Origin of the sequence: uncultured Microbacterium sp. (genome assembly GCF_964244775.1) — a bacterium.
Lineage (GTDB): Bacteria > Actinomycetota > Actinomycetes > Actinomycetales > Microbacteriaceae > Microbacterium.
Genome location: NZ_CAXTJR010000001.1, coordinates 682,409 through 708,773, shown reverse-complemented (window position 1 = coordinate 708,773; position 26,365 = coordinate 682,409). Strand labels below are relative to the sequence as shown.

General features: G+C 64.8%; 25 protein-coding genes and 2 tRNA genes. 9 read left to right on the top strand and 18 right to left on the bottom strand.

Annotated elements, in window-relative coordinates:
• The first annotated feature begins 8 nt into the window (after nt 1–8).
• Nucleotides 9–902 carry an SDR family NAD(P)-dependent oxidoreductase gene (locus ACFE6Z_RS03400; protein WP_375384265.1) on the top strand — a complete coding sequence of 298 codons (894 nt, stop codon included), beginning with the start codon at nt 9–11 and terminating at the stop codon, nt 900–902.
• 115 nt (nt 903–1,017) lie between these two features.
• Here the strand turns inward: ACFE6Z_RS03400 and ACFE6Z_RS03395 are convergent.
• Nucleotides 1,018–1,091: transfer RNA gene (locus ACFE6Z_RS03395), tRNA-Ile, on the bottom strand.
• 174 nt (nt 1,092–1,265) lie between these two features.
• Here ACFE6Z_RS03395 and ACFE6Z_RS03390 point away from each other — a divergent pair.
• A complete protein-coding gene (locus ACFE6Z_RS03390; RefSeq protein WP_375384264.1) occupies nt 1,266–1,400 on the top strand; it encodes a hypothetical protein in 135 nt (44 codons plus the stop codon).
• Between the two features lies 1 nt (nt 1,401).
• Here ACFE6Z_RS03390 and ACFE6Z_RS03385 read toward each other — a convergent pair whose 3' ends face one another.
• On the bottom strand, nt 1,402–2,472 hold the full coding sequence (locus ACFE6Z_RS03385) for a DMT family transporter (RefSeq protein WP_375384263.1): 1,071 nt from the start codon (nt 2,470–2,472) through the stop codon (nt 1,402–1,404).
• 42 nt (nt 2,473–2,514) lie between these two features.
• Here ACFE6Z_RS03385 and def point away from each other — a divergent pair, with 42 nt between their 5' ends.
• Nucleotides 2,515–3,081, top strand: coding sequence for a peptide deformylase (gene def / locus ACFE6Z_RS03380; RefSeq protein ID WP_375384262.1), 567 nt, complete (start codon nt 2,515–2,517; stop codon nt 3,079–3,081).
• Between the two features lie 59 nt (nt 3,082–3,140).
• On the opposite strand, the gene ACFE6Z_RS03375 is transcribed toward def, so the two are convergent.
• The 9 genes from ACFE6Z_RS03375 to ACFE6Z_RS03335 all read right to left on the bottom strand — a co-directional run bounded on the left by ACFE6Z_RS03375 (nt 3,141) and on the right by ACFE6Z_RS03335 (nt 13,255).
• A tRNA-Asn gene (locus ACFE6Z_RS03375) sits at nt 3,141–3,213 on the bottom strand.
• A gap of 95 nt (nt 3,214–3,308) precedes the next feature.
• Nucleotides 3,309–4,100, bottom strand: a complete 792-nt coding sequence (locus ACFE6Z_RS03370; RefSeq protein ID WP_375384261.1) for an ATP-binding cassette domain-containing protein — start codon at nt 4,098–4,100, stop codon at nt 3,309–3,311.
• 41 nt (nt 4,101–4,141) lie between these two features.
• Entirely contained in the window at nt 4,142–5,995 is a 1,854-nt protein-coding gene (gene dnaG, locus ACFE6Z_RS03365) for a DNA primase (protein ID WP_375384260.1), read from the bottom strand.
• Nucleotides 5,995–7,362 carry a deoxyguanosinetriphosphate triphosphohydrolase gene (locus ACFE6Z_RS03360; protein WP_375384259.1) on the bottom strand — a complete coding sequence of 456 codons (1,368 nt, stop codon included), beginning with the start codon at nt 7,360–7,362 and terminating at the stop codon, nt 5,995–5,997. The genes dnaG and ACFE6Z_RS03360 overlap by 1 nt, the downstream gene beginning before the upstream one ends.
• Nucleotides 7,334–8,539, bottom strand: a complete 1,206-nt coding sequence (gene dusB, locus ACFE6Z_RS03355; RefSeq protein ID WP_375384258.1) for a tRNA dihydrouridine synthase DusB — start codon at nt 8,537–8,539, stop codon at nt 7,334–7,336. The genes ACFE6Z_RS03360 and dusB overlap by 29 nt, the downstream gene beginning before the upstream one ends.
• A 70-nt stretch (nt 8,540–8,609) precedes the next feature.
• Nucleotides 8,610–9,635: an MBL fold metallo-hydrolase gene (locus ACFE6Z_RS03350; RefSeq protein ID WP_375384257.1), complete on the bottom strand. Its 1,026-nt coding sequence runs from the start codon at nt 9,633–9,635 to the stop codon at nt 8,610–8,612.
• Between the two features lie 29 nt (nt 9,636–9,664).
• Nucleotides 9,665–10,591: an enoyl-CoA hydratase-related protein gene (locus ACFE6Z_RS03345; protein ID WP_375384256.1), complete on the bottom strand. Its 927-nt coding sequence runs from the start codon at nt 10,589–10,591 to the stop codon at nt 9,665–9,667.
• Nucleotides 10,592–10,633: 42 nt separating this feature from the next.
• Nucleotides 10,634–12,349: a class I adenylate-forming enzyme family protein gene (locus tag ACFE6Z_RS03340; protein WP_375384255.1), complete on the bottom strand. Its 1,716-nt coding sequence runs from the start codon at nt 12,347–12,349 to the stop codon at nt 10,634–10,636.
• A 72-nt stretch (nt 12,350–12,421) separates the two neighbouring features.
• On the bottom strand, nt 12,422–13,255 hold the full coding sequence (locus tag ACFE6Z_RS03335; RefSeq protein WP_375384254.1) for a 3-hydroxybutyryl-CoA dehydrogenase: 834 nt from the start codon (nt 13,253–13,255) through the stop codon (nt 12,422–12,424).
• 111 nt (nt 13,256–13,366) lie between these two features.
• Here ACFE6Z_RS03335 and ACFE6Z_RS03330 point away from each other — a divergent pair, with 111 nt between their 5' ends.
• Together ACFE6Z_RS03330 and ACFE6Z_RS03325 are read left to right on the top strand one after the other, a co-directional pair.
• Nucleotides 13,367–14,413 carry an alpha/beta fold hydrolase gene (locus ACFE6Z_RS03330; protein ID WP_375384253.1) on the top strand — a complete coding sequence of 349 codons (1,047 nt, stop codon included), beginning with the start codon at nt 13,367–13,369 and terminating at the stop codon, nt 14,411–14,413.
• A 210-nt stretch (nt 14,414–14,623) separates the two neighbouring features.
• Nucleotides 14,624–16,027, top strand: coding sequence for an MFS transporter (locus ACFE6Z_RS03325; protein WP_375384252.1), 1,404 nt, complete (start codon nt 14,624–14,626; stop codon nt 16,025–16,027).
• Between the two features lie 9 nt (nt 16,028–16,036).
• Here ACFE6Z_RS03325 and ACFE6Z_RS03320 read toward each other — a convergent pair whose 3' ends face one another.
• Complete coding sequence (locus ACFE6Z_RS03320; RefSeq protein ID WP_375384251.1) at nt 16,037–16,738, bottom strand: TetR/AcrR family transcriptional regulator; 702 nt, start codon at nt 16,736–16,738, stop codon at nt 16,037–16,039.
• Between the two features lie 259 nt (nt 16,739–16,997).
• Between ACFE6Z_RS03320 and ACFE6Z_RS03315 the strand changes: the two genes are divergently transcribed.
• Nucleotides 16,998–17,771: an SDR family oxidoreductase gene (locus ACFE6Z_RS03315; RefSeq protein ID WP_375384250.1), complete on the top strand. Its 774-nt coding sequence runs from the start codon at nt 16,998–17,000 to the stop codon at nt 17,769–17,771.
• Here the strand turns inward: ACFE6Z_RS03315 and ACFE6Z_RS03310 are convergent.
• Together ACFE6Z_RS03310 and ACFE6Z_RS03305 are read right to left on the bottom strand one after the other, a co-directional pair.
• The gene (locus tag ACFE6Z_RS03310) at nt 17,768–18,856 is read right to left on the bottom strand and encodes a phosphotransferase family protein (RefSeq protein WP_375384249.1); all 1,089 of its coding nucleotides are present in this window, start codon (nt 18,854–18,856) and stop codon (nt 17,768–17,770) included. The two genes, ACFE6Z_RS03315 and ACFE6Z_RS03310, sit on opposite strands and share 4 nt — an antisense overlap.
• A complete protein-coding gene (locus tag ACFE6Z_RS03305; protein WP_375384248.1) occupies nt 18,853–20,076 on the bottom strand; it encodes an acyl-CoA dehydrogenase family protein in 1,224 nt (407 codons plus the stop codon). The genes ACFE6Z_RS03310 and ACFE6Z_RS03305 overlap by 4 nt, the downstream gene beginning before the upstream one ends.
• Nucleotides 20,077–20,205: 129 nt before the next feature.
• Between ACFE6Z_RS03305 and ACFE6Z_RS03300 the strand changes: the two genes are divergently transcribed.
• Together ACFE6Z_RS03300 and ACFE6Z_RS03295 are read left to right on the top strand one after the other, a co-directional pair.
• Complete coding sequence (locus ACFE6Z_RS03300) at nt 20,206–20,835, top strand: TetR/AcrR family transcriptional regulator (RefSeq protein WP_375384247.1); 630 nt, start codon at nt 20,206–20,208, stop codon at nt 20,833–20,835.
• 53 nt (nt 20,836–20,888) lie between these two features.
• Entirely contained in the window at nt 20,889–21,389 is a 501-nt protein-coding gene (locus ACFE6Z_RS03295) for a glutathione peroxidase (RefSeq protein ID WP_375384246.1), read from the top strand.
• A gap of 10 nt (nt 21,390–21,399) precedes the next feature.
• On the opposite strand, the gene ACFE6Z_RS03290 is transcribed toward ACFE6Z_RS03295, so the two are convergent.
• The 3 genes from ACFE6Z_RS03290 to recO are packed head-to-tail and all read right to left on the bottom strand — an operon-like array spanning nt 21,400 to nt 23,651.
• A complete protein-coding gene (locus ACFE6Z_RS03290) occupies nt 21,400–22,083 on the bottom strand; it encodes a DsbA family protein (RefSeq protein ID WP_375384245.1) in 684 nt (227 codons plus the stop codon).
• 39 nt (nt 22,084–22,122) lie between these two features.
• Nucleotides 22,123–22,926 (bottom strand): isoprenyl transferase, encoded by an 804-nt coding sequence (locus ACFE6Z_RS03285; protein ID WP_375384244.1) that lies wholly within the window; start codon nt 22,924–22,926, stop codon nt 22,123–22,125.
• Nucleotides 22,923–23,651, bottom strand: coding sequence for a DNA repair protein RecO (gene recO, locus ACFE6Z_RS03280; RefSeq protein ID WP_375384243.1), 729 nt, complete (start codon nt 23,649–23,651; stop codon nt 22,923–22,925). The genes ACFE6Z_RS03285 and recO overlap by 4 nt, the downstream gene beginning before the upstream one ends.
• A 91-nt stretch (nt 23,652–23,742) precedes the next feature.
• On the opposite strand from recO, the gene ACFE6Z_RS03275 reads away from it, so the two are divergent.
• The gene (locus ACFE6Z_RS03275) at nt 23,743–24,429 is read left to right on the top strand and encodes a trimeric intracellular cation channel family protein (protein ID WP_375384242.1); all 687 of its coding nucleotides are present in this window, start codon (nt 23,743–23,745) and stop codon (nt 24,427–24,429) included.
• Nucleotides 24,430–24,473: 44 nt separating this feature from the next.
• On the opposite strand, the gene leuA is transcribed toward ACFE6Z_RS03275, so the two are convergent.
• Nucleotides 24,474–26,234, bottom strand: coding sequence for a 2-isopropylmalate synthase (gene leuA, locus ACFE6Z_RS03270; RefSeq protein ID WP_375384241.1), 1,761 nt, complete (start codon nt 26,232–26,234; stop codon nt 24,474–24,476).
• Nucleotides 26,235–26,365: the final 131 nt, after the last annotated feature.

The following is a 26,365-nucleotide window of genomic DNA, read 5'->3' as shown; positions in this document are numbered from 1 at the left end:
AATTGACAATGTCATATGAACACCGCACAGTTGTTCATATGACACTGACACATGAGACCGCGAACCACTCCGAGCATGAACTGGTAGTCGTCTCCGGTGCCTCCACCGGTATCGGTGCCGCGACAGCGCGCCAGCTTGCCTCGATGGGCTTCCATGTCCTCGCCGGTGTGCGCACATCCCGTGATGCCGACGCGATCCGCGCCGGCGGCATCGAACCGATAATGCTGGACATCACCATCTCGCAACACATCGACGACCTTGCTGCTCGTATCGCCGCCGACCCTGAGAAACGCCCGTTGCGCGCTCTGATAAACAACGCCGGCATCGAAGTCAACCTCCCCGTCGAGGTGCTGCCGCTCGACCTATGGCGTTCACAATTCGAGGTCAACTTGTTCGGTCACGTCGCTGTCATCCAAGCGCTCCTGCCCATCCTCAGGAAAAGCCGTGGCCGGATCGTCAATATCAGCTCCGTCGGCGGCGAAGTCGCACTCCCCAACTACGGCGCCTATGCCGGGACGAAATTCGCTTTCGAAGCAGCCAGTGACGCATTGCGAAGAGAGGTCTCCGCACAAGGGATACAGGTCGTCGTCGTCCAGGTCGGCGGCGTGAAGACCGTCATGGCCGACCGCAGTGGACCGCTCTCGCTCGAGCTCGCGGAGAAGATGAGTCCCGAACACACTCGGCTCTACGGCGACCTGATCTCATCAGCAGTCGCGTCACAGACGGCGTTCCTCACACGTGCCCTTTCCGCGGAGAAGGCGGCCATCAAGATCGCAAAGGTGGCCACGACGGCACGACCTCGCCCCCGCTACACCCTCGGGATGGATGCCGCTTGGGTCATCCCGCTCAACCGCATCCTCCCGACGCGGGTGATGGACCGGGTGCTCTCGCCAAACCGTTGAGCCGCTCCTTGCCGGTGACGCAACGCGAAACGACCTCCGCCGCAAAGCAGAGGTCGTTTCTCGGAACGAACCGCACGAGCCAGATTGCCCGCCCGTTTGAAGAGCAGAGTTCTCGTAGGGCGGGTGGGACTTGAACCCACGATCGTCGGGTTATGAGCCCGCTGCCTTAACCAGCTTGGCCACCGCCCCTCGACTCTCGAGCCTACTGGCTCAGATCACCCGTATCGGGCGACGGGACACTCGGTCGATGGATGCGCCGGCGCGTGGGGTGTGCCACAACTCCGCCTCGACCAGCACGAAGCGACGAGGGCTGCGCGCAAACGCGGGGGCACGCGCCACCGCTCGACGATTCGGGGAGGAGATATGACACACGAGACGACCGTGGTCACAGCATCCCTCCCGTGCGTGGCCGCCGCACCGGCGCCATCACCCCGCGACGATGCACGCAACGGTGGTGACATCGATCACGGACGGATCAGCATCCGTCCCGTCGGCTGATTCAGGGCTTGCGCTCGACGTCGTCGGCTTCCGGGCCCCGCCAGACCTTGGTGACGACCTCGTTGACCCGGATCGCCGCGGCCTTCGGCCCGGGCTCCGCGTCGCTGCCGCGCGCGATCGGCACCTCCTGGCTGTGACTGATCACGACCTGAGGGTGGAACCGGGCGAGCTGCACGACGCCCCAGACCGCCAGCGCGCCTGCGGCCAGGAACCCGATATACGCCCACAGCGGGGCGCCCGATGCCTCGCCCAGCACGATCAGACCGATAAGTACCGCCACCATCGGATCGACGACGGTGAGTCCGGCGATCACGAGGTCGGGGGGGCCGACCGAGTAGGCGGTCTGCACGAAGTAGGCCCCCACCGCGACCGCCGCGAGCAGCGCGATGAGACACGTGAGGGTGAGCCACTCGAAGTCGGCGTCCTGGATGCGCTTGATGACGACCTTGGCGAGGGTGGCGACGAAGCCGTAGATCACGCCGGCGGCCATGATGTAGAAAAGCGCCTGCATGCGCTTGCGGAGCCAGATCCACAGGACGGCGAAGACGACGATGACGACAGCCAGGATCACCAGGATGAGGATCAGCTGCTGCTGGGTTATCGGGTGTTCCTCAGCGAAGAACGCGGCGATCGTGACGAAGATGAAGATGCCGCCGACACACGCTGCGATCGCCATGATCGACTGTCGCGTCGGCTTGACGCCCGAGACGCGGGCGTTCAGCAGCGTGGTGATGACCAGCGCGATCGCTCCCAGGGGCTGCACCAAGATGAGCGGGGCGAAGGCGAGCGCGCCGAGCTGGCAGAGGATCGCGAGCCCCAGCAGCACCGTCCCGATCACCCAGGACGGACGTTTGAGCAGCGCGAGGAGCTGCCCACCGGTGAGACCGGAGGTGCCCGCCTGCTTCGACAGTCGCTCGACCTTCGTCACGCCGCGATGCTGGTACTGCGCCCCGAACGACATGAAAACCGCGCCCAGAAGGGCGAGCGGGATGCCGATGAGGATCGCAGGGTCGCGGAACACACCCACCAGGTGGTCGGTGACGTCGTTCAGTGAAGCTCCGGCAAGGGGCACCCCTCGACACTAATCGCACGGGTGCCTCGGTAGGCTCAAGGCGTGGCCGTTCTGTCGATTCGCATCGTTGGTGACCCCGTCCTGCATGCCCCCGCCGCGGCGGTCGGTGAAGTGACGGACGAGATCCGTCAGCTTGTCGCCGACATGTTCGAGACGATGGATGCTGCGCCCGGCGTGGGGCTCGCCGCCCCGCAGGTGGGAGTGGGCCTGCGCATCTTCACGTACAACTACGCCGACGACGAAGGACTGCCCTGGCGCGGCGTCGTCATCAACCCCGAGCTCTGGATCCACCCGCTCGTCCCCGGCGCCCCCGACCCGGACGACGAGTCCGAAGGATGCCTGTCGTTTCCCGGCGAACGCTTTCCGCTGCGCCGTTCGGAGCGCGCGGTCGTCACAGGAACGGATCTGGACGGTGCGGCCGTCCGCATCGAGGTCGACGGCTGGCGCGCACGGATCGTCCAGCACGAGTTCGATCACCTCGACGGCGTGATCTACATCGACCGCCTCGGCGACGGCGACTGGAAGACCGTGCAGAAGATCGCCCGCAAGCGCGGCTGGGGTCGGCCGGGCTCATCCTGGACGCCGGGCGTCGACGACATCGACGCCTGAGATCGCCGGGTGCGCCTGGGAACGAAGAACGGCCCCGGAGTGGAGTCCGGGGCCGTTCGCTCCCCGGCTTGGACTCGAACCAAGAACCTGCCGGTTAACAGCCGGCTGCTCTGCCAATTGAGCTACCGAGGAATATGCCCGCCTGCGCGGGCAACTCGAATAGCTTAGCAAACCGGTGGGCGTGCTCGTGAATCAGGACGCCGGTGTGCTCATCGATTGCGCGCCCATCACGACGCCACCATGCGATGCTCCGGCGCGACGCTCGGCGTCCACAGCAGATCCTCCGGCCGCGCACCGTACGCGATCGCGTGCCCGCTCCGCAGCACGAGCACGGCGGCGCCGAGATCGGTCGCCACCTCCGGCTCGTTCGTCACCACGAGAGACGACATCGCGTGCGCATCGCGGCGCCGGACGATCGCACCCCGAGCCGCCTGTCGCACCTCGACGTCGAGGTTCGCGAACGGCTCGTCGGCGATCAGGATGCGCGGCTGCAGCACCAGCGCGCGGGCCAGCGCGACCCGCTGGCGCATACCGGCGCTGAGCTCGTAGGGGTACTTCGCCGACGCCCCGAGCGGCAGCTGCAGTTCGTCGAGGAGGGTCGCGACACGGACAGCGAGCGCCCGCGGATTGACTCGCCGATCGCGGCTCGTGATCGGCTCGGCGATCACCTCCGAGACGGTGAGGCGTGCGGGGAGCCGCGCGCCGGCCCCCTGCGGCAGATAGCCCACCACGTACGTCAGAGTCCGGTGCGCCCGGCCAGGGCGGCGCACGGGGATGCCCTCCACCTCGGCGCTCCCGCCGACCACCGCGAGCCCTTGTTCGTCGGCGCCGGCCAGCACTGCGGCGAGACTCGATTTGCCCGCACCGGTGGCGCCCATGACGGTCAGGGTCGCGGCGCGAGGAAGATCGAACGAGACTCCGTCGACGACGCGGGCGTTGCCGCCGGATCGCGTGGACGCACGCGCGATGGACAGATCCACACAGTGGATGGCGACGGCAGCGTCCGGACGGTTCGGCATGCCCTCATCCTGCCGTCTGCGAGTGCCCGGCGCCACCTCGCCTATTGGTCGCCGAGGAACCGCCGGCGCTCGGTCTCGAGGTCGCGCAGGCGGACGTTGAGCGCGCGTCCCTCTTCGGAATTCGGCGACACGCGCTGGATCGCCCCGCGCAGCTCGACCTTCTCGCGGTCGAGCGCGCGCGCGACGATCCGTCGGGCGAGGTCGGTGGTGGAGGCGACGGCGTGAGCGTCGTCGCGGGCGGGGAAATCTCCCGTGAGGAGCTCTTCCGCGAGCCTCCGGTAGGGCTCTCGCACCGAGGCGACGGCCTCCACCGACCACCCCGACCGCGACATGTCCGCTCCGACCAGACTCTGACGGACGGCCTCGAGCGCGGGATGCTGGAGCGGCAGCGATACCGCTCGTGCGACGAGCTCGGCATCGAGCCGGTGGCCGAACTGCAGGAAGCCCATGAGCGCCTGTCGCTCGATGTCGGCCGAACGCGGCAGCGATGCGATTGTGACGCGCAGCGCGGGCTCGGCGGTCGTCTGCGACGCGGGAGCGCTCTGCGCGCCGGCCGGAGGGCGCGATGTCGTCGCCGACCCGGTCCGGGCGGCGCGCTCGACGGCGCGCTCGACCTCCGCGAGCTCCAGGCCCAGCCGTCGGGCGAGCACGCGCGTGTACCCGGGGCGCAGCGCCGGATCGCGGATCTCGGCGACGATCGGGGCGGCGGCGCGCAGCGCACCCGCGCGCCCTTCCACGGTGGCCAGATCGAAGCCGCCGAGACGCTGGTCGATCACGAATTCGAACATGGGCGCTTTCGCGTCCATCAGCGCGCGCACAGCGCCGTCGCCTCGGTGGAGGCGCAGGTCGCACGGATCGAGCCCGCCCGGCGCGACGGCGACGTAGGTCTGGGCCGCGAAACGCTTCTCGTCGGCGAATGCGCGCAGCGCCGCCTTCTGCCCGGCGGCATCCGGGTCGAACGTGAAGATGACCTCGCCCGCCGCCGAGTCATCCCCCATCACCCGGCGCAGCACCGTGATGTGGTCGGAGCCGAACGCCGTGCCGCATGTCGCGATCGCGGTGGTCACGCCGGCGAGGTGGCAGGCCATCACGTCGGTGTAGCCCTCGACGACGACCACCCGGTGCTCGCGTGAGATCTCGCGCTTGGCGAGGTCGAGGCCGTAGAGCACCTGCGCCTTCTTGTAGATGGGCGTCTCGGGAGTGTTGAGATACTTCGGACCGTTGTCGTCGTCGTAGAGCCGGCGCGCGCCGAACCCCAACACCTGGCCCGTGACGTCGCGGATCGGCCACACGAGCCGTCCGCGGAATCGGTCGTAGACGCCCCGCTGCCCCTGCGAGACGAGACCGGCGGCGATCAGCTCCTCACGGGTGAAGCCCTGTGCGGTCAGTGCGTCCATGAGCCCCGACCAGCCTTTCGGCGCGTAGCCGACGCCGAAATGCGCCGCCGCGCCCGCATCGAACCCCCGCTCCCCCAGGAACCGGCGTCCCGTCTCGGCCTCGGGCGTCAGCAGCTGTGCGCGGTAGTGCTCTGCGGCTGCGGCGTTGGCCGCGTAGAGCCTCGTGCGTCCCGCCGTCTCCGGCGCCGGCCCCCCGTCTTCGTAGTGCAGGGTGATCCCGGCGCGTGCGGCAAGCCGCTCGACTGCCTCGGTGAAGGAGAGATGGTCGAGATTCCGCAGGAACGAGTAGACGTCACCCGATTCGCCGCAGCCGAAGCAGTGATAGAAGCCGACCTGCGGCCGGACCGTGAAACTCGGGCTGCGCTCGTCGTGGAAGGGGCACAATCCCTTGAGCGAGCCGACGCCGGCACCTTTGAGAGCGACCCGCTCGCCGATGACATCGGCGATGTTCGTTCGCGCCTTCACTTCGTCGACGTCGGCCTGCAGAATGCGCGGCATCAGGTCTGCCCTCCGCGATGCGGCGGGCGCGAGCCGGGAGCCCACACGCCGAGGGAGGCGGCATCCACTTCGGCGATCAGCCGCCCGTGCCAGGCGATCGCGTGCTGGTCGGTGAGGCTCGCGACCTGGTCGACCACCACGCGGCGGCGAGCAGCCTCCGTCGCTGCTGCGGCGAAATCCGCCCCGTGCAGCGCGTCCAGAGCCTCGGGAGCATCCCACAGCGCGGTGGCCAAGCGCTTGAGGACGTGCCGCTGCTCCTTGTAGAGCGCCTTGCGCCCGTCGATCGAGACCACGAACGCCCCGATGATTCCCTTGAGCACAGCCATCTCGGCCTCGATGACACGCGGTACGACCACGTGGGCGCGGTAGCGCGTCAGCACGGCCGCGGGGTACGCGTCACGGGTCGCGGTGGTCGACGCGCGCGCGAAGCGCCCGATCAGGTCCGACGTGAGGTTCTTCAGTCGAGCCAGCGCGGCCCGGGTGCCATCGAACGAACGGATCCATTCCGGCATCCGCATCAGGCGGAACAGTGCGTCGGCGAGCTCGTCACGGGCGAAGTCGTAGCCGACCCACACCTGGATCGCGGTGAGCAGCGCCTGGTGTTCGGCCGCGTCGGCGAGGCGTGCCGGATCGAGATAGCCGTTGACCACGGCATCCTCGAAGTCGTGAACGGAATAGGCGATGTCGTCCGAGAGGTCCATGACCTCGGCCTCGATGCAGCGCACTCGCCCCGGCGCCCCATCGCGCATCCACAGGAAGACCGGCTCGTCGTCGGGATAGACACCGAACTTCAGCCGCCCGCTCGCATCCGGCAGCGGGTGATCCGCCGTCCACGGATACTTGCACGTGGCATCGAGGCTGGCCCTGGTCAGATTCAGGCCGAACGTGCGTCCGTCGCCATCGACCACCTTGGGTTCGAGGCGGGTCAGGATCCGCAGCGTCTGCGCGTTGCCTTCGAATCCCCCGATGTCTTCGGCCCATTCGTTCATGGCCCGCTCGCCGTTGTGACCGAAGGGAGGATGCCCGAGGTCGTGGCTGAGGCAGGCCGTGTCGACGACGTCGGGCGAGAGGTGCAGCGCGGTCGCGAGCTCTCGTCCGACCTGGGCGACCTCGAGCGAGTGCGTCAAACGATTGCGCGCGAAGTCGGCGGGGCTCGCCGGGCTCAGCACCTGCGTCTTGGCGGCGAGCCGGCGCAGGGCCGCGGAGTGGAGCACGCGTGCGCGGTCGCGCGCGAAGTCGTCGCGCTGGGAGCGGTGGCGTTCGGGGTGGAAGCGGGCGGCGTCGAGGTCGTCGTAGCCGGACGGCCGGCCCTGTGAGAGGCCGACCGCCGCGAAGGACTCAACCGCCACTGTGGTCCAGTTCGGCATCGGCAAGGGCGACGGATGCCTCGGCCCCGAGGTCGCGCGACGCCAGCCAGCCGTCCGGCAGGGCGGGGCGCTTGGGGGTTCCCGCGCGCCCGCGCTGGCCCTCGGCGGCGGCGCCGGGGTAGGGCGCGTCCAGGTCGAGCGTCGCAAGGAGCACGTCGATCTCGTCGAGTGTGGAGACGGTGGCGAGGGCTGCGCGCGTGTCGCCGCCCACCGGATAGCCCTTGAAGTACCAGGCGACGTGCTTGCGGATGTCGCGGCATCCGCGTCCTTCATCTTCGAAGAACTCGACGAGCAGCTCGGCATGCCGGCGGAACGCGCGGGCGACGAAGCCGAGGGTCGCATCGACCGGCTCGGCGGTCGTCGCATTCGGGCCCCCGAGCGCGCGAGCGAGGTCGCCGAACAGCCAGGGTCGCCCGAGGCATCCTCTTCCCACCACGACACCGTCGCAGCCGGTCTCCGCCATCATCCGGACGGCGTCGTCGGCCCCCCAGATGTCGCCGTTGCCCAGCACGGGCACGCTCGTCACGGCGTCCTTGAGCGCGGCGATCGCAGACCAGTCCGCCGTGCCCGAATAGAACTCCGACGCGGTGCGGGCATGCAGAGCGATCGAGGCGACGCCGGCGTCTTCTGCAATCCGGCCCGCATCGAGATAGGTGAGATGGTCGGCGTCGATTCCCTTGCGCATCTTCACGGTGAGCGGAATGTCTCCGGCAGCGTGAACGGCACCCTCGACGATCTCGCGGAACAGCCCGAGCTTCCACGGCAGTGCGGCGCCGCCACCTTTGCGAGTGACCTTGGGAACGGGGCATCCGAAATTCAGGTCGATGTGATCGGCGTGGTCTTCGGCGACCAGGATCCGGACGGCTTCGGACACCGTCTTCGGATCGACGCCGTACAGCTGGATGGAGCGCGGAGTCTCGGACTCGTGATGGCGGATGAGCCGCATCGTGGTCGCGTTGCGCTCGACGAGCGCGCGTGAGGTGATCATCTCGCTCACGTAGAGGCCGGCGCCGTACTCGCGGCACAGCCGACGGAAGGCGGTGTTGGTGATGCCCGCCATCGGCGCGAGCACGACCGGCGCGTCGAGGGCGATGGGCCCGATGCGCAGCGCGGGGGCGGGAGCGATGACGGATGACACCCCTTCATTGTCCCAGACCGACGACCGGCGAGACCGCATCCCACAGGGCATGACGCCTAGGTGTACTTCCTCGACTTGTTGTGAATGGGCGACATTCGCGACCGTTGGGTCAGCGTTCGTCGGCCTTCTCTTCAGCTGTCGATGCGCCTCCCGACTCAAGGAAATCCTTGTACAACGCCGTCTGCGCCAAGGCGGAGTACAGAAACACACCACTCAAGTTCGCCCATCCGGCACTCCAGGTCACCCTCGAGGCCAGCTCCCAGACCGAATCGGAGGGTCTTCGCAGAAGCGACTGCTCGACTTCACGGGCCCGGCTCAGGTGGCGTCCCGCATGCTGCCTAGACCGGTCGACGAGTCCTTCGAACCGGAAGCCGTGCCCGGGAAGCACTTCGTACTCCGGATACGCCGATAACCGCTCCAAAGACGACAGATATGCGGTCAAGGGATTGTGGTCCACTCGGTCCTTCAGCCCTAGCCCCAAAGCCGGATGCACCGCCGGGAGTATCGTGTCCCCACTGAAGAGCACCTGGTTCGCGTCATCGCGGATGCAGATGCTGCCTCGGGTATGTCCCGGGGTCAGCATGACGATGAGATCGCGTCCTGACACATCCAGACGCTCGCCATCTTCGAGTGTTCGATCCACGACGGTGCGTGGTTGTGGAGGGACGTCCTTCAACAACCGCGAAAGCTCTCGTTGCGGTTCGGACGGGACCTTCCAGCTCTGAATCCGCGTCTCGAGAGCTACCGATTCCCGTCTGCCGTAGCCAGCCGACTCGACATCATCTCGTTCGAGTCGATGTACTTGCAACTGAGCACCCGTGTGCTCGCGCAACCGCTGGGCCATGCCGATGTGGTCAGGATGGAGGTGCGTTGAAGTTACAGAACGCACCGCCGACGGGTGTGAGCCGATCTCCCCGAGCACTTTCAGCAATCGCGTCCAGTTTCGCTCCGAGTCCCACCCGGGATCAATGAGATGGATTCCGTCGTCTGCGTCGCATATGACGTAGGCGAGTGAATAGGCAGGGTGGCCCGGCATGTGACTCCCGAGCGCCCAGATACCGTCTCTCACCGGTTCTATGGAGGGGACCTGTCCGTGCCGCGTTGCGTCGAACTGAATCAGACTGCTGGCCGTCATCGGTCCGCCCGGAATCGTCTCCGATGAGTTCAAGGATTGTCCGGCAGCTTCTGGGAAGCTCGATAATCCGAGTAGGGGCCGTCACGCCAGTCAAGAGCGGGGCCGATCCCTTCGCCGCTGTCACGGGCCTCGTCGATCTTGTCGTGGAACTTGTACGCCTGGTCGGTGAACTGACTCATGGCGTCGAAGTCGGTCGAGCTTCGGATCGAGGAATAGATACCCATGTTCTCGTAGAACCGGTTCATATTCTGCTTCAGCATCGCCAAGTGATCAGAGGTGAGATTTCCGATGTTGTCAGCGAACGCGATGGCACTCTCCTCCAGGTCAGCGAGGTCCCAGGCGTGGTTGATCATTCCCATCTCCGCAGCCTCGGTCCCCGAGACTGATGCGCCCGTGTAGTAAAGCTCTTTGGCCTTTCTCATTCCGATCACCAGCGGCCAGATCGCGCCGTTGCGAGAAGTTCCGAACCGGACGCCGGGGTGGCCGAGTTGCGCGTCCGTGCTCGCGACGACGAGATCAGCCATCATTGCCAGTTCGAGGCCGCCGGCCAGAGCGTAGCCATGAACCTGCGCGATCGTGACTTTCGCCATGTTCCAGAAGTACATCTGGATGTCCACTACTTGTTGCATCCCGGTCCGGACGCCCATCACCAGCCTTCGCCCTTGATCGTCGTTCGCCTTGTACCCCGTGACAATCGCGTCCGCGCCTTCATCACGCGGCGGGGCGAGGTCGTACCCGGCGCTGAACGCTCTCCCCGCGCCTCGGAGAATTATCACTCGCGTATCGAAATCCGCTTCCAATCGATGCAGCGCATCGCTAAGTTCATACAGCATCTCGGAGTTGAGCGCATTCAACTTATCGGGACGATTCAAAGTGACACGACCTATCCGCCCGTTCGTGCCGACTCTGTCGAGGACGAGAAAATCGTATGCTTTCGAATATGGGTCTATGCTCACCGTCGTCCCTCCTTCCTGAACTGCTCGCTCGACCACATGGGATTACCTCGACCCATTGTCGATCTCCTCCAAGAGTTGCCTTCGGACGAACCGCTTGACCACCTTGCCGGTTTCGGTTCGAGGCATGTCGCCGTCGATGAAGAAGATGCGGCTCGGTACTTTGAAGTGAGCGAGGTGGCAAGCGACGTGTTGCTGGAGTTGCTCGGCACTCGTGCTCTCGTATCCCTTACTCAACCGGACCACGGCGACCAGCTCTTCATCGAACCGCGGATGCGGGATCCCGAACACCACGGCGGTGTGGACAGAGGGAGCCTCGTAGAGGACATGCTCGACTTCGCCGGTGTGAATGTTCTCACCAGCCCGGATGACGACGTCTTTGATGCGATCCACGATGTACAGGAGCCCGGCATCATCGAAATGAGCCACATCCCCACTATGGTGCCAGCCGTCAGTGAATGCCGCTGCCGTCTCGGCGGGGAGGTTCCAGTACCCGCGGGATACATTCGGGCCGCGCACCCACAACTCGCCGGCATCTCCCATGCGCACGCGGTTGCCATGTTCGTCGACGATCTTGACATCGACGACCGCGAGTGGGCGACCGACGCTGTGGGGGTGGAGCAAGTACTCAGCGCCACCGATGAATGTGACGCCGGTCGTGGCCTCGGTCATGCCGTATGCGGAAATCGGGATGACCTTACCGTGGAAGATTTGCTCGACTCGACGAACCTGCTCGGGCGGAATGGTTGTCGCCGCGAGGGCGAACCGCTCCAGACTCGACAAGTCACGCCTCACCAGCCCCGGCGAGTCGAAGATGTCTTGGGCTTGGAGCGGAACCCCGACGAATGCGGTGAGTCGCTCTCGTTCGATCAGATCGAGTGCCTTCTCGACATCCCACTTGGTCATCAAAGCGACTTTCGCGCCGGCAACGGCGTTCATATACAACGTGGCGAGTTGAGTGATATGAAACAGCGGCATCTGGGCGAGAACGCCCCCTTGGGGTTTGTCGCCGCTCTCCGACGATTCGGAGTCCTCGGCCAGCAATTGGGTGACTGCCGTGAGCGCCAAGGCGTTGACCACATTCGTGCAATGGTTGCGATGCGAATGCATGACACCTCTCGCACGACTCGTGGTACCTGAGGTGTAGACGATGGTGGCAAGGTCATCGGATGACAGTTCGACCTCAGGAAGATCCACCACTGTCTTGAGAGCGGCCTTCACTGTCTCCCATGGTGTCACTCGGTCGAATCGCCGATCTGTTCTGACCGAGACCGCCGTCCGCAACTGCGTGGACTCGCCGATCGCAGCCTCTAGACGTTCGATTCTCTCTCCGTCTGCCACCAGGACGACCGCGCCGCAATCCTCCAGAGCGAACGCCAGCTCACTCGCTGTCCACCAAGCGTTCAAGGGGACGACGATCGCTCCGATGGCCTGACACGCCCAGAAAAAGATGACGAACTCCGGATAGTTGCGCATCGAGATTGCAACGCGCTCCCCTTGCGAGACGTTGTTCTCTCTTACGAGCCAATCGGCCAGCTGAGCGACCACTTCAAAGAATTCGGCGAACGTGTAACGCTCATCCTCGTAAATCAGATAGTCCTTCGCGCCGTGGTCACGAGTCATGAGCAAAACGTCACGCAACGTGTGAGGAGGTGCGGAGTAGGTCCTCAGTGTCGTTCCGAGCACGTTCTGTTCCGTCAGCTCGAATAGTCCGCCGGGTCCGGTGATCTTGTATTGCGCCTCAGCCAGGGTGATGGGCATCGTCATCGATCCTTCACGGGTCATGTTGCTCGGGTTTGGGGTCGCGGAGCCGCGCTGAGCGGCCCGCTCGAGTTAGTAGTCGTAAAAGCCGCGCCCAGACTTTCGACCGAGAAATCCGGCCTGCACCATCCGCCGCAGTGCAGGGGGCGCGACGGTGGACGCGGTCGCGAACTCCGCGTGAAGGGAATCAGCGACTCCGACGATGACGTCGAGCCCGATCATGTCCATCAGACGGAGGGGGCCCATGGGATGGTTGCACCCCTTCTCCATCGCTGAATCGATGTCCGCGGCGGAGGCCAGGCCCGCGTCGCGCATCCGCGCAGCGGAAAGAAGGTACGGCACAAGAAGTGCGTTGACGATGAAACCGGACTGGTCCGGTGCGGTGACGGGCTCTTTGCCGAGCGTATCTCTGACGAATTTCGCGACAGCCTCCACGCAGCTAGCCGCCGTGAGCAGCGTCGGAATCAACTCAACGAGCCCCATGACGGGCGCTGGATTGAAGAAGTGGATGCCCAGGAACCGGTCAGGTCGCGCGACCGATTCCGCGAGATCCGCAAGCGGGATCGAGGATGTGTTGGAAGCCAGAACAGCGGATGGGTCGATAACCGAACTGACCTCGTGCAGAACGCGTCGCTTGAGTTCGCGGTCTTCGGGAAGCGCCTCGATCACCAGGCCGCAGTCGCGAAGATCCTGCAGTCCGTCCACCCGCTCGAGGGATGACATCACCTGATCCCGGCCTGCCGCCACAGGCTGCTTGGTAAGCGACTGTTCCAGCCGATCCTTGAGGCGCGCCCAAGCTGGGGCGTTCGGCTCCGTGACGAGAACACGGCTTCCACCTCGCAGGCATACTTCCGCGATACCGGCTCCCATCGCGCCACCGCCGATGATGCCCACGCGCTCGTTCATGATGTGCCCCGTTGCTCACTTGTCTCGCTACCGACCGACTGGACGGTCGAGATGACTACTTGAGGTTCTCAGACGATCGGGGCATTGTCAATCCCAGTGGAACGTGGGATCTTGACAGCCCGCGAAGGCGTTGCGATGATGTGGCATATACCGACCAGTCAGTCGGTATATGCCATTCCGCTTCCGCGCCTTGGTGGACCCGACATCACGATTGAGGATTTCATGAGCAACGAAGTTACGCCCGGCCTGCTGGGAAACGGCGTCCACTCGATTCACGCGAACGACATCACCCTCAGCGTGACAGTGACCGGAGATGGCCCGGCTGTGGTTCTCGTGCACGGATTTCCGGAACTCGGTTCCTCATGGCGAGACGTTGTTCCGGGACTCGTCGATGCGGGCTACCGCGTGATCGTGCCTGACATGAGGGGTTACGGGAACAGCGACGCTCCAGATTCGGTCGACGACTATGACGTGGAAACTCTGGCCCAAGATCTCTTGGGGATCTTGGACGCACTGGGAATCGACACTGCGAGTTTCGTCGGACACGACTGGGGAGCGTCCGTCGTCTGGTATGTCGCTGCGGCCCATCGAGATCGAGTGAATTCGGTGGCGGGTCTCAGCGTTCCCGTCATGAGACCCGCTCCGGTGGCTCCGCTATCGATCATGCGACGCCGGTTCGGCGATGACTTCTACTGGGTGCGGATTCAGGACAGCAGTGAACCAGATCGAGTGCTTAACGCCGACCCCAGGGTCAGCCTCGCGACCTCATACTCGGGCGCTCTGGACGGCATGGGTGGCATCGACTTGGCCGCAGGGTTTGACCAGCCCCCCGCTTGGCTCAGTTCGGAGCAATTCGATGCGGAAGTTGAGGCGTTCGAGCGCAGCGGCTTCACCGGTGGCCTCAACTGGTATCGGAACATCGACCGCAACTGGGAGCTTTGGAAGAGCCTGGACCCCATCCCCGCTCCGGCGATGTTTGCGACTGGAGAACTCGACTCCATTTCGTCCTTCATGCCCAGCACCGATCTCGAGGAAATGTGCCTCGACCTGCGAATCGTGGAAGGCATCGAGGGCGCGGGACACTGGCTGCAACAGGAGCAGCCAGCAGAGCTATCCGCCCTTCTCCTACGCTTCCTAACTTCGGTGCATACCCGCTAGACGGCAGACCGGTAGTTGTCGACGCGACTCTGTCTGCCGCGAGAGAGCTTGACCGATGCGTCGGTAGCTGGGATCAATTCTACGTTCGCTCTTGTTTCTGCGACCTTTGCGGCGCAGACTGACCGGGTCGCCCAACCGACTGACTAGTCGGTCGGGTTTCACTCCACGAGAACCGATCGTGTTTCAACCAATCAAACGGATAGGACAAAGATGTCTCACTATGTGCCGGCCGTGAGCCCGCCTCCTCAGACTCATCGAACGATCGACGAAACCATCGACAACATGAAGCGGGTGGGCCTGACGCGCGGCGCGTGGGTTGCTCTCATGCTGGCATTCATGTTCGCGAGCTATGACATCGTCGTGTTCGCGCTCACTGTGCCGTCAGTCATTCGCCAATTCGGAATTCTTCCGACCGAACTCGCGCTGCCTGTGGCGCTGAACCTTCTTGGCTACGCCGTCGGTGCGTATATATTCGGTCAGTTATCCGACCGACGCGGTCGACAGCTCGGTCTCTTCCTAACCTTCGCGTTGCTAGCTGTCGGAGCGTTTCTCTCTGCATTCGCCTGGGACATCGTCTCGCTCGGAATCTTCCGATTTCTCGCCGGCGCCGGGATGGGTTCTGTGTTGTCCCTCTGCGCAGGATATGTCGGCGAGATGGCACCGAGTAACCAGCGAGGCAAGTACCTGTCCAAGATGACCTTCGTCGCCGCAGTTCTCGTCACCGCGCTTGGATTCCCGTCTCTGGCCGTGCTGGCTGGGTTACCTGAAATCGGGTGGCGAATCCTCTATGGGTTCGGTGCGTTTGCGATCGTTCTGCTCTTCTTCATCAACAAGAGGTCACTCATCGAGTCCCCTCGCTGGCTCGTCATCAGGGGGAGAACCCCCCAAGCCGCGGATAACGTGAGGATTCTTTTGCTTAACGCCGGAGAACCCACGCTCGATGACGTGAGCTTCGAAAGAGCCGCTACGACACCGGCTGAGTCCGGACAGCCGCATCCACTGAGAACCCTCCTTCGCCGTGGGCTCATCGGACGCCTTCTCGTCGTGCTGGGCTTCTGGTTCATCTTCTACATCGCGTTTTACGGCTTCAACAGCTATCTCCCGCTGATCCTCGAAGCCATCGGGATCAACACCTCGAACGCACTCTCGATCACAGTGTTCAGCCGCGTGCTTCCCATCCTCGGAGCGCTTGCTGTCGTGTTTCTCATCGAGCGGATCGAGAGGCGCACTCTCGTCATCGTCGGAACGGTGACATTCGCTGTAGGGATGCTGTGCATCATCTCCGGCCTCGGAGACGCGTTCGCTATCGTGGGAACGCTCATTGCTCAGGCAGGGATCGCCGTGCTCATCACACCGGCATATGCGTATACCGCGGAATTGTTTCCCACCGCCGTTCGCGGGACCGCTGCATCTATCGGCGACGGCGTCGGTCACCTCGGCGGGGCTGTGGCGGGCTACGTGATACTGCCAGTTCTCGTTGCGGGCGGCCCCGTTGCGGCCGGCGCGACGATCAGCGGCCTACTTCTTGTGAGCGCGATCATCGTCAGATTCGGACCTCGCACCCGCAATCGCTCACTCGTAGAGATCGCCGCGGAAGTCAAGCCTGCCGTCTGACTCCGCTTCTCACGATTCCTCCACGTCGACTCGCGCGGGTGCGCGCCGGCTGTCCGCCGCCCACGATCGCGAGTCGGCGCGCAACTCCTCGGAGGCCAATCCGAAGACGAGGTAATTCCAGAACGAATACGCGATTTCGCGGGGCCTATTCACACGTGAGTTTGAGGACAGCGGATACCACTGATAGGCCCAATTGCACATACCGAAAATTCCGAGAGTAACCAGCCGTGGGTCGGCGGCACGGAAGATCCCCAGGGTGATGCAGCTCTCTACGAGCGACCGAATAATGTCCTCGTATTCATCCCGGCTCGCGCGGACAGCCGCGCGAGCCGGAGCGAGTAGTTCGCGATGACTTTCGAAGAAGACTCGCACATGCCCGCGATGCGTCTGCATGAGTTCGAGGATGTCCGCCATGGCCTCCAGGAGCATTTGCTCGGGACGAAGTCCGCTGTGGACCCGAGCAGCGTGGCCGGCCAGAAGGAGATTGATGAACTCTTCGTGGATCTCCCGGAGTATCTCCTCTTTGCTCGAGAAGTAGTGGTACAACGTCGTCTTCGCCAACCCGATCTCGGCGGCGATGTCATCCATCGTCGTTGCCGAGTATGTCGATTGGTCGAAGAGGTTCGCGGCCGTCAAGACAATCTGAGCTCGCCGTTCGTCAGAGCTCATCGAGCGGCGCGCCGCTCGCACTCCAGGGTTGGTGGACCGCATGGATCTCCTCGCTGTTACCCGCCGAAATCCGCGCCACGATGCGGTGCGCCGGTCGACCCTGATGACCGACCGGTCGGACCGCAACGGCGGACTAGACATCGATGCTATCGCTCGCGGATCCGCTTGACGAATAGCCGCGCAGCTGTCAGAATCCTCTTGGATACCGACCGACTGGTCGGTAGGCACATCGTATCGAACGATCCTCACTTCGCGCAGACTGTCGGCGAATACGGACACGAACACTGGTCAGGAATGTTCTATGACTTCGGATGCTGCTCCCTTCGCCGGCAAGGTCGCCATCGTCACGGGAGCGAGTCGCGGCATTGGTCTGGCCATAGCTCGCCGCCTGGTCGCGGGAGGTGCGCGTGTTGTTCTCACCGCGCGAGGCGTCGACGCGCTGGAAGCTGCGGTCGCTACCTTCCCACCCGGAACAGCCAGCTTCGTGGCCGGACGGGCCGACGATGAGCACCATCTGCTCGAAACTATCGATGCCGTGGTCTCGGAATTTGGAGGGCTCGACATCCTGGTGGCGAATGCTGGCATCAATCCCGTCTTCGGGTCGCTCTTGGATCTGACGTTGGACAGCGCCCGTAAGATTCTCGAAGTGAACCTTCTGAGCACCCTGGCGTGGGTTCAGGCGGTTCATCGCGATTCCCGTCTCCAGTTCCGCGAGCGCGGCGGCAACATCGTCATCCTGTCGTCCACCGCGGGCATCGTGCCGAGTTCCGGCATCGGTTGGTATGGAGTGAGCAAGGCCGCCAATGCGCATCTCACGCGAACGCTGTCAGTCGAGCTGGCGCCCGATATTCGGGTGAACGCGGTGGCGCCCGCGGTCGTGAAGACCGAATTCGCGCGCGCGCTCTACGAGGGCCGCGAGGAGGATGTCTCCGCGGCCTACCCTCTGAAGAGACTCGGTACTCCTCACGATGTCGCGGAGGCCGTCGCATTCCTCGCCTCGCCCGCAGCCTCGTGGGTCACGGGGCAGATCCTCACTCTGGATGGCGGCCTGCTGAACGCCGGAGGGTCCGCCTAGTGCATGTCTGCGAACACCGCGGCCTGGCGCAAAAGGGCAGGAACCCCTTCGAGCAGCGTCGGCGCAAAGGTTGCGTCGTCCGGCCGCTCACGCTGTAGCCAGCGCGTGTAGATGGCTTCGCAGAATATCGCCGATTTCCATAGCGCAAGGGTCTGATACCAGCCGAGACCGCTGACATCCAGGCCTGAACGCGACTGATATCGCTCGATGATCTCGGCACTGGTCAGGAAGCCGGCTTCTCGAGTAACAGGAGATAGTTCCATCAGTGTCGGCACATGATCGTCCGCTGCGTACGTCGCCGTGAGGTAGCCCAGATCCGCGAGAGGATCGCCCAGGGCGGCCATCTCCCAATCTAGAACAGCCCGGACGGTGGCGGGTGCCTCGTCGCCGAACATGAGGTTCCCGAGACGGTAGTCCCCGTGCACGATCGCAGACTTTTGGGTCTTCGGAAGGTGTTCGATCAACCAATGGCCGATCGCCGCCACTTGGGGCAAGGCGCGCTGGGTATTAGGCAGCCACAGTGACGAGAATCGCTCGACCTGGCGCTTCAGATAGCCGTCCGGCCGCCCGAATCCGGCCAACTCCCCCCGCCCGATGTCGACGTCGTGCAACTGTACGAGTGTGTCGACAAGTTGGATCGCCGTAGCGCGGCGCTGCTCGAGGGAGTTCAGATGAGGCGGGATGCTATCCGTGATGACGTCGCCCAGAACGTACTCCATCAGGTAGAAGGGCACGCCCAGCCTGGCGTCGTCCTCGCAGACCGCCAGGACCTGTGGAACAGGGATTCCCTCTGCGTGGAGAAGATGTTGAATCCGCGCTTCCCGCACCATGTCATGGGTGGATCGGGGCAGAGGCGGGCGCGGGCCTCGACGCAGAACGACCTCGGTGCCTCCGCGCGAGATCAAGTAGGTGACGTTCGACTGTCCGTCTCCGATTCGAGACCACATCATGTGCCCGGAACCGATTTCCAACTCGTCCAGATAGGTCTCTATCGCGTCGACCACGAGAAGCGGCGGCGCCGGCAGTCGAGCGGCGTGCGCACGGGTCGCCACCACTTCGACGCCATCGGGTTCGGACTGCATCATCCCTCCCCCACCGAGCTCAGCACCCTGTCGAGTCGTTGCTCGCCACCCTCGATCTCGACCCTCCGGGCGCGGGAGGCCCGACGAGAGATCGCCCACTTATGCGTCTCGTTGGAACCGTCGTAGATCCGAAACGGTCGCACTTCGTTGAGGTAGGAAGCCAACGGAAGCTCGTCGGAAACCCCGTCGCCTCCGCAGATCTGCATAGATCGATCGATGACCCGGTAGATGGCCTCCGAGCAGTGGACCTTCGCAACCGATGACAGCGCCGATCCCCTTTTCGGATCAGACTCCAACTGTTCAGCGACCTTCGTGATGATCGCATCAGAGGTTTCGATGTCGATGACGGACTGCGCGATCATCTCTTGGACGATGCCGAGGTCTTTCATCGATGCACCGAACAGACGTCGATTTTCAGTCCGATCGAGTGCCAGATCGAGCGAACGACGAGCTAGACCCAACCACCGCATACAATGCGTCAGTCTCGCGGGGCCCAGCCGGACCTGTGCGTACCGAAAGCCCGATCCCGGCTCGCCCAGCACGGCCTCGTCTGGCACGAAACAGTCCTCGAAGTGAACATGCGGGTGCCCGCCTTCGATCGCCCGATCGATCGTGTGTACGTGCTCGCCGAGGCTTACGCCCGGGTTGATCATGTCTACGAGGAACATGGTCGCTCCGGCAGGAATATTGGGGCTCGCGGCATTCCGAACGATTACGATGACGAACGCAGCGCCGTCCGCCCCACTGATGAAGCGCTTGTGACCGTTGATCCTCCACCCTCCCGCAACCTTCTCGGCTGACGACAGAAGCGCATCCGGGTCGGATCCCGCTCCCGGATGAGGTTCGGTCATCGCGAAGCATGAGCGAATGTCGCCGGCTACGAGAGGGACGAGGTACTTGTCTTTCTGAGCGGCGGAGGCGATCAGATTCAGCAGATGCATATTGCCTTCGTCGGGTGCCATGCAGTTCAGGGCGCTCGCCCCGATGGGGGAATACCCTGCTTCTTGAAACACGGGCGACCAGTGCGAGATGGGCACCCCCTGACCGCCGAATTCTTCCGCTGCATGCGGCGCGAAGACGTGTGCCTCCTTGGCCGCGGTCTGAAGCTGCCGGCGCGTATCTGAATCGAGGCGCTGCCCGGGTCGGGGTTCAGAAGGAACGACAACCTGCCTTATGAATTCGCGCGTACGGGTACGGAGGGCGTCGAAATCTTGGACAGTCATAGTTCACCCATCGATAAAAGATACCGACCGAACGTTCGGTCGGTATTACTATATTGTCGACGGTGTATTCATTGATGTCAAGAAGACGTCCGTGCGTTCCGCCGACCGGGGATGGCAGAAAGGTCATGCATGCCCACGACAACGAGTCCGCCGATCGATCGCGGATGGAGAGATTTCTCAGCGCCCGCGCTCACCCCGCTTCTTCACACTGCGGCGGAGGCGTTCCTCCTGGAGGGATACCACGGAACAACCATGCGGACCCTCGCGTCTAGGGCCGATCTGTCGGTGGCCGGGCTCTATCACCACTACCCGTCGAAACAGACCATCATGATCGCCATCATGCAGACTGCGATGCAGGAGTTGCATGAACGCAGCGTGCAGGCGATGAAGGAGGCGGGAGACGCTGCCCTTCGGCAGGCCGCGCTCCACATCGAGTGCCTCGTCCTCTTTCACGCTCACCGTGGCGACCTCGCATTTCTGGCATCCAGCGAGATCCGAAGTCTCGAGCCGGCCGCGCGGTCGCGACACATCGAGGCTCGCGATCGCCAGCAGGCGATCTTGGAGCAGATCATCTCGCGAGGAATTCAGCAGGGAAGCTTCTCCGTTCGGTCGGCGAAAGGAACGGCCCGAGCGCTGATCACGATGTGCACAGGCGTCTCTCAGTGGTTCGATGCCACCGGGCCGTTGAGCGCGGAAGACGTCGCCGACGAATATTCGGAAATCGCCCTTCGCGCTCTGGGCGTGATCATCAGGGCGTAGGCCGCGGAGGCGCGTGCGGATCTTTCACACGGCGCGAGATCTAGAATCAGACCATGACGAGCCCGGTGCAGACTTCGATCCGCGACATCCCCTTCACGAAAGCAGACGGGGGTGAAGGCACGCTCGCCGATTTCGGCGACGACGTCGTGCTCGTCGTGAACGTCGCGTCGCGCTGCGGCCTCGCTCCGCAGTACGAGACGCTCGAGAAGATGCAGAAGGAGTACGGTGACCGCGGCTTCACCGTCGTCGGCTTCCCGAGTAACCAGTTCCTGCAGGAGCTGTCGAAGATGGATGACATCCTCGAGTACTGCTCGACGACGTGGGGCATCACGTTCCCCATCGCCGACAAGGTGCGCGTCAACGGCAAGAACGCCGCCCCGATCTACAAAGAGTTGAAGAAGGCAGCGGATGCCGACGGCTCGGCCGGTCGGGTCACGTGGAACTTCGAGAAGTTCGTGGTGCTGCCGAGCGGCGAGGTCAGCCGGTTCCGCCCGAGGACGCTGCCCGACGACCCGGCCATCGTGTCGCTCATCGAGGCGAACCTCCCGCGCTGATGCGAGACGCTCAGGCGTCGACGACGGCGCCTTCGCCCTTGCGCTCGGCCCACACCTGACGGGTGATCTGCGCGAACGCCTCTGCTGGCTGTGCGCCGCTGACGCCGTATTTGCCGTCGATCACGAAGAACGGTACGCCGTTGATCCCGTACGCGGCCGCCTGTGCCTGGTCGGCGCGGACGTCGGGCAGGTAGCGCTCGGTCCGGAGCGCGTCGCGTGCGGCATCCGCATCGAGCCCGACCTCGGCCGCGAGAGCCACCAGCTCGTCTTCGCGGCCCAGGTGGCGGCCCTCGGTGAAATAGGCCGACATCAGTCGTTCGGCGAGCTCGGCCTGCCGCCCGTTCGCGTGGGCGAAGTGCAGGAGCTCGTGCGCCTTCACGGTGTTCGTGTGCTTGAGGAGATCGAAGCGGTACTCCAGGCCCGCCTTACTCGCGACGCCGGTCACATTGGCGAGCATCGCCGCGACGTCATCGCGACCCATTCCCTTGTGCGTGGCGAGGAAGTCGAGTTCGTCGCCGTCGAAATCGACGGGCGTGTCGGGCGACAGCTCGAACGAGTGGAAGGTCACCTCCACGACGGGTGCGTCTTGGTCGGCGGATGCTGCAGCCAGCCCGCTCTCGAGATTGCGCTTGCCGATGTAGCACCAGGGGCAGGCGATGTCACTCCACACGTCGATCTTGATGGCATCCGTCATGTGTGATGCAACCGCGCGTATGCGCCTGCATATTCCAGATCAGACGGCGGGCGCGTCCACTGCGCCGCCGAAACGCCGGTCGCGGTCGAGGTAGAGCTCGATCGCGTGCCACAGGTCCGCGCGCGTGAAGTCGGGCCAGAGCGTGTCGAGGAAGACGAATTCCGCGTACGCCGACTCCCAGAGCAGGAAGTTCGAGGTGCGCTGCTCGCCGCTGGAGCGCACGAACAGATCGACGTCGGGCATGTCGGGCAGATACAGGCGCTTCTGGATGAGCTTCTCGCTCACGGCCGAGGGCTTCAGGCGCCCCGCGGCGATGTCATCGCCGATCGACCGCATCGCGTCGACGAGTTCGATGCGTCCGCCGTAGTTCACGCACATGGTGAGGGTCAGCACGTCGTTGTCGGCGGTCATCCGCTCCGCGAGCTGGAGCTCTTTGATCACCGAGCCCCAGAGCCGCGGCTTGCGACCGGCCCACCGGACCCGCACACCCCATTCGTTGAGCTGATCGCGTCTACGATGCAGCACGTCGCGGTTGAACCCCATCAGGAACCGCACCTCGTCGGGTGAGCGCGACCAGTTCTCGGTGGAGAAGGCGTACACGCTGAGGTGCTTCACGCCCGCCTGGAACGCTCCGGCCACCACGTCGAGGAGCGCCGCCTCGCCCGCGCGGTGGCCCTCGATCCGGGTGAGGCTGCGGCGGTTGGCCCAGCGGCCGTTGCCGTCCATCACGATCGCGACGTGCGAGGGCACCGCCTTCGCGGGGAAGGCGGGCGGGTACACACCGGTCCAGTCGAGAGGGCGATAGGGCACCGCATCCCGATGCGTGTACGGCTTCGGACTCATCGCGCTCCCTCGACGTGCTCGAGCGACCGGATGCCACGCTCCAGGTGCCACTGCGTGTAGGCGGCGATGAGGCCGGACGCCGCGGCGTTCGTGCCGGGGGCGGCCGCATCGACGTCTGTCCACTCCCCCGCGATGAGCGCGGTGAGCAGGCCCCTGGTGGCGAAGTCGACCCGTGCGGCGCCGACGGGCGCGCAGTCGCTGCAGACCATGCCGCCGAGCTGGGCGACGAACGCGTCGTGGGGGCCCGGCGCACCGCACCGCGCGCAGTCCGAGAGCCCCGGCGCCCATCCCGACAGCGCCATTGCGCGCAGGAGATACGAATCGAGGATGCTCCGCGGCCGGTGCTCGCCGAGCGCGAGCGCCCGCAGACCGCCCACCAGCAGGAGGTACTGCTGGGGCGTGGCCTCGGCCTCGTTCAGCCGGTCGGCCGTCTCGACCATCGCGTGGGCGGACGTGTAACGGTCGTAATGTGTGGCGATGTCGGCGCCGTACGAGCCGAGCGACTCGGCCTGCTGCACGATGTCGAGGTTGCGGCCCTGGTACAGCTGGACATCGGCGACCATGAAGGGCTCGAGGCGCGCGCCGAACCGCGACGACGTGCGTCGAACGCCCTTGGCGACGGCGCGGAGCTTGCCGTGGCGACGGCTCAGCATCGTCAGGATGCGATCGGCTTCACCCAGCTTGTGGGTGCGCAGGATCACGACCTCGTCGCGGTAGGTGGGCACAGTCCATTATCGACCGCCGGGGTGCTGTCGAGCCGAAGGCGCGGGCGGCGATGCGCCCGGGCATTCGCACTCCGCGCACGAGAATGGATGCGTGGAGCAGCCGATCTTCCTGATCCCCCTGTGGGCCGACCTCACCGCCGTGGGCCTGGGCGGCATCCAGGGCGCCCTGTTCGCCTCCGGCTTCCGCGGCGATCGCCGGCTCGACCTGCTCGGAGTGGCCATCATCGGCATCGTCATGGGCATGGGCGGCGGCCTCATCCGCGACCTGCTCCTGAACGTCGAGCCCACGACGCTGCAGAGCAACTGGTACCTGATCACCGCGACGCTCGCCGCGCTGGTCGGGATGCTGCTGGCCGGCGTGTTCCAGCGGCTCAACACCGTCATCGTGGTGCTGGACGCCGTCGTGATCGGCATGTTCGGGGCATTCGGCACGAGCAAGGCTCTCGCCCTCGGGCTGCCGCTGGTTCCCGCCGTCTTCGTGGGGGTGTGCTCAGCCGTCGGAGGCGGGATCCTCCGCGACGTCATGATGGGGCTGCCCGTCGCGATCATGCACGTCGGATCGCTCTATGCGGCGGCGGCAGGCGCAGGATGCCTCGTCCTGGCGGTCTCGAGTGCCTTCGGCCTCGCCCTCGTTCCGGCCGCGATCATCGGCATCGCGGTGACCACCCTCATCCGCATCCTCGCCGTCCTGTTCGACGTCTCGCTCCCCGAGCAGCGGATGCTGCACCGGCGCAAGGTCGCGGTCGAGACCTCCGCCATCCCGATCGTCAAGCCGTAGGCGGCGCGCCGGCCGCGGGTCAGTCGGCGGCGCGCCACCGCCGGTCACACGGCGGCAAGCTGCGCCGACCGCTCGCGCGTGCGGATCGCACGGTTCACGCCCGAGACGATCGCCTTGAGGCTCGCCGTGGAGATGTCGCCGTCGATGCCGACGCCCCACAGCCGCTCACCGTCGACCTGCAGCTCGACGTAGGCCGCGGCCTGCGCGTCGCCACCGGCGCTGAGAGTGTGCTCGACATAGTCGTAGAGCGCGATCTCGAACCCGCGGGCGCGGATGATCTCGAGGAACGCGGCGATGGGGCCGTTGCCGTTCCCGGTCACATCCTCGACCTCATCGCCGTCGCGCAGGCGCGCATGCAGCTCGACGTCGCCGGTCATGTCGCTCGCCGTGCGCGTGCCGAGCAGCTCGAACCGGCCCCAGCGCTCGTCGGCGATGGTGGACGGCAGGTACTCGTCGGTGAAGATCGACCAGATCTGGCTGCTGGAGACCTCGCCGCCCTCCGAGTCGGTCTTGGCCTGAACGACGCCGGAGAACTCGATCTGGAGGCGACGCGGCAGGTCGATCGCATGATCGGCCTTCAGCAGGTACGAGACGCCGCCCTTGCCCGATTGAGAGTTCACGCGGATGACCGCCTCGTACGAGCGCCCGAGGTCTTTCGGGTCGATCGGCAGGTACGGCACGGCCCATTCCAGTTCGTCGACGCTCACGCCTTCGACGCCGGCCCGGGCATCCATCGCCTCGAAGCCCTTCTTGATCGCATCCTGGTGCGAACCGCTGAAGGCGGTGAAGACCAGGTCGCCGGCCCACGGGCTGCGCTCGTGCACCGGCAGCTGGTTGCAGTACTCCGCGGTGCGCTTGACGTGGTCGATGTCGCTGAAGTCGATCTCGGGATCGATCCCCTGCGTCAGCAGGTTGACGCCCAGAGCGACTATGTCGACGTTGCCGGTGCGCTCGCCATTGCCGAACAGGCATCCCTCGATGCGATCGGCGCCGGCCATGTAGCCGAGCTCGGCCGCCGCGATCGCCGTACCGCGGTCGTTGTGCGGGTGCAGCGAGATGATGACGTTCTCGCGGTTGTTCAGGTGCCTGCCCATCCACTCGATCGAGTCGGCATATACGTTGGGCGTGGCCATCTCGACGGTCGCGGGCAGGTTGATGATCACCTTGCGGTCGGGCGTGGGCTCGAACACGTCGAGCACCTGATTGCAGACGTCGACGGCGAACTCGAGCTCGGTGCCGGTGTAGCTCTCGGGCGAGTACTCGTAGAACACGTTCGTCTCGGGGATGGTCTTCTCGTACTCGCGGCACAGGCGTGCACCCTCGAGCGCGATGTCGATGATGCCCTGCGTGTCGGTGCGGAAGACGACGTCGCGCTGGAGCACGCTCGTGGAGTTGTACAGGTGCACGATCGCCTGCTTCGCGCCCTTGATCGACTCGTACGTGCGGGCGATCAGATGCTCGCGTGCCGGCGTCAGCACCTGGATCGTCACGTCGTCGGGAATCACCTGGTCTTCGATCAGATGGCGGACGAAGTCGAAGTCGGTCTGGCTGGCGCTCGGGAAGCCGACCTCGATCTCTTTGTAGCCCATGCTGACGAGCAGATCGAACATCACGCGCTTGCGCTCGGGACTCATCGGGTCGATGAGCGCCTGGTTTCCGTCACGCAGGTCGACGGCGCACCAGCGCGGCGCCTTCGTGATGCGGGTGGACGGCCAGGTGCGGTCGGGCAGCTCGACCTTCAGCTGCTCGTGGTACGGGCGGTACTTGTGGATCGGCATGCCCGAGGGCTGCTGGGTATTGCGCATGTCTTGGCTTCTTCCTCGTCTGAGTGGGCGGGCCAACGCCGATCGCCGCGACGAGAATGGCCCTAGATCGAGGTCTCGTCGCGGCGGCTAAGAAGAAGCGAGCCAACACGCATGCGACCACGATACACCCG

What these genes read in the sequence shown, in the direction of transcription:
- ACFE6Z_RS03400 (WP_375384265.1), top strand. Translation starts at nt 9, where the DNA reads ATGTCATATGAACACCGCACAGTTGTTCATATGACACTGACACATGAG.
- ACFE6Z_RS03390 (WP_375384264.1), top strand. Translation starts at nt 1,266, where the DNA reads ATGACACACGAGACGACCGTGGTCACAGCATCCCTCCCGTGCGTGGCC.
- ACFE6Z_RS03370 (WP_375384261.1), bottom strand. Translation starts at nt 4,100, where the DNA reads ATGCCGAACCGTCCGGACGCTGCCGTCGCCATCCACTGTGTGGATCTG.
- dnaG (WP_375384260.1), bottom strand. Translation starts at nt 5,995, where the DNA reads ATGCCGCGCATTCTGCAGGCCGACGTCGACGAAGTGAAGGCGCGAACG.
- ACFE6Z_RS03360 (WP_375384259.1), bottom strand. Translation starts at nt 7,362, where the DNA reads ATGCCGAACTGGACCACAGTGGCGGTTGAGTCCTTCGCGGCGGTCGGC.
- dusB (WP_375384258.1), bottom strand. Translation starts at nt 8,539, where the DNA reads ATGCGGTCTCGCCGGTCGTCGGTCTGGGACAATGAAGGGGTGTCATCC.
- ACFE6Z_RS03350 (WP_375384257.1), bottom strand. Translation starts at nt 9,635, where the DNA reads ATGACGGCCAGCAGTCTGATTCAGTTCGACGCAACGCGGCACGGACAG.
- ACFE6Z_RS03340 (WP_375384255.1), bottom strand. Translation starts at nt 12,349, where the DNA reads ATGCCCATCACCCTGGCTGAGGCGCAATACAAGATCACCGGACCCGGC.
- ACFE6Z_RS03335 (WP_375384254.1), bottom strand. Translation starts at nt 13,255, where the DNA reads ATGAACGAGCGCGTGGGCATCATCGGCGGTGGCGCGATGGGAGCCGGT.
- ACFE6Z_RS03325 (WP_375384252.1), top strand. Translation starts at nt 14,624, where the DNA reads ATGTCTCACTATGTGCCGGCCGTGAGCCCGCCTCCTCAGACTCATCGA.
- ACFE6Z_RS03320 (WP_375384251.1), bottom strand. Translation starts at nt 16,738, where the DNA reads ATGCGGTCCACCAACCCTGGAGTGCGAGCGGCGCGCCGCTCGATGAGC.
- ACFE6Z_RS03315 (WP_375384250.1), top strand. Translation starts at nt 16,998, where the DNA reads ATGACTTCGGATGCTGCTCCCTTCGCCGGCAAGGTCGCCATCGTCACG.
- ACFE6Z_RS03310 (WP_375384249.1), bottom strand. Translation starts at nt 18,856, where the DNA reads ATGATGCAGTCCGAACCCGATGGCGTCGAAGTGGTGGCGACCCGTGCG.
- ACFE6Z_RS03305 (WP_375384248.1), bottom strand. Translation starts at nt 20,076, where the DNA reads ATGACTGTCCAAGATTTCGACGCCCTCCGTACCCGTACGCGCGAATTC.
- ACFE6Z_RS03300 (WP_375384247.1), top strand. Translation starts at nt 20,206, where the DNA reads ATGCCCACGACAACGAGTCCGCCGATCGATCGCGGATGGAGAGATTTC.
- ACFE6Z_RS03295 (WP_375384246.1), top strand. Translation starts at nt 20,889, where the DNA reads ATGACGAGCCCGGTGCAGACTTCGATCCGCGACATCCCCTTCACGAAA.
- ACFE6Z_RS03290 (WP_375384245.1), bottom strand. Translation starts at nt 22,083, where the DNA reads ATGACGGATGCCATCAAGATCGACGTGTGGAGTGACATCGCCTGCCCC.
- ACFE6Z_RS03285 (WP_375384244.1), bottom strand. Translation starts at nt 22,926, where the DNA reads ATGAGTCCGAAGCCGTACACGCATCGGGATGCGGTGCCCTATCGCCCT.
- leuA (WP_375384241.1), bottom strand. Translation starts at nt 26,234, where the DNA reads ATGCGCAATACCCAGCAGCCCTCGGGCATGCCGATCCACAAGTACCGC.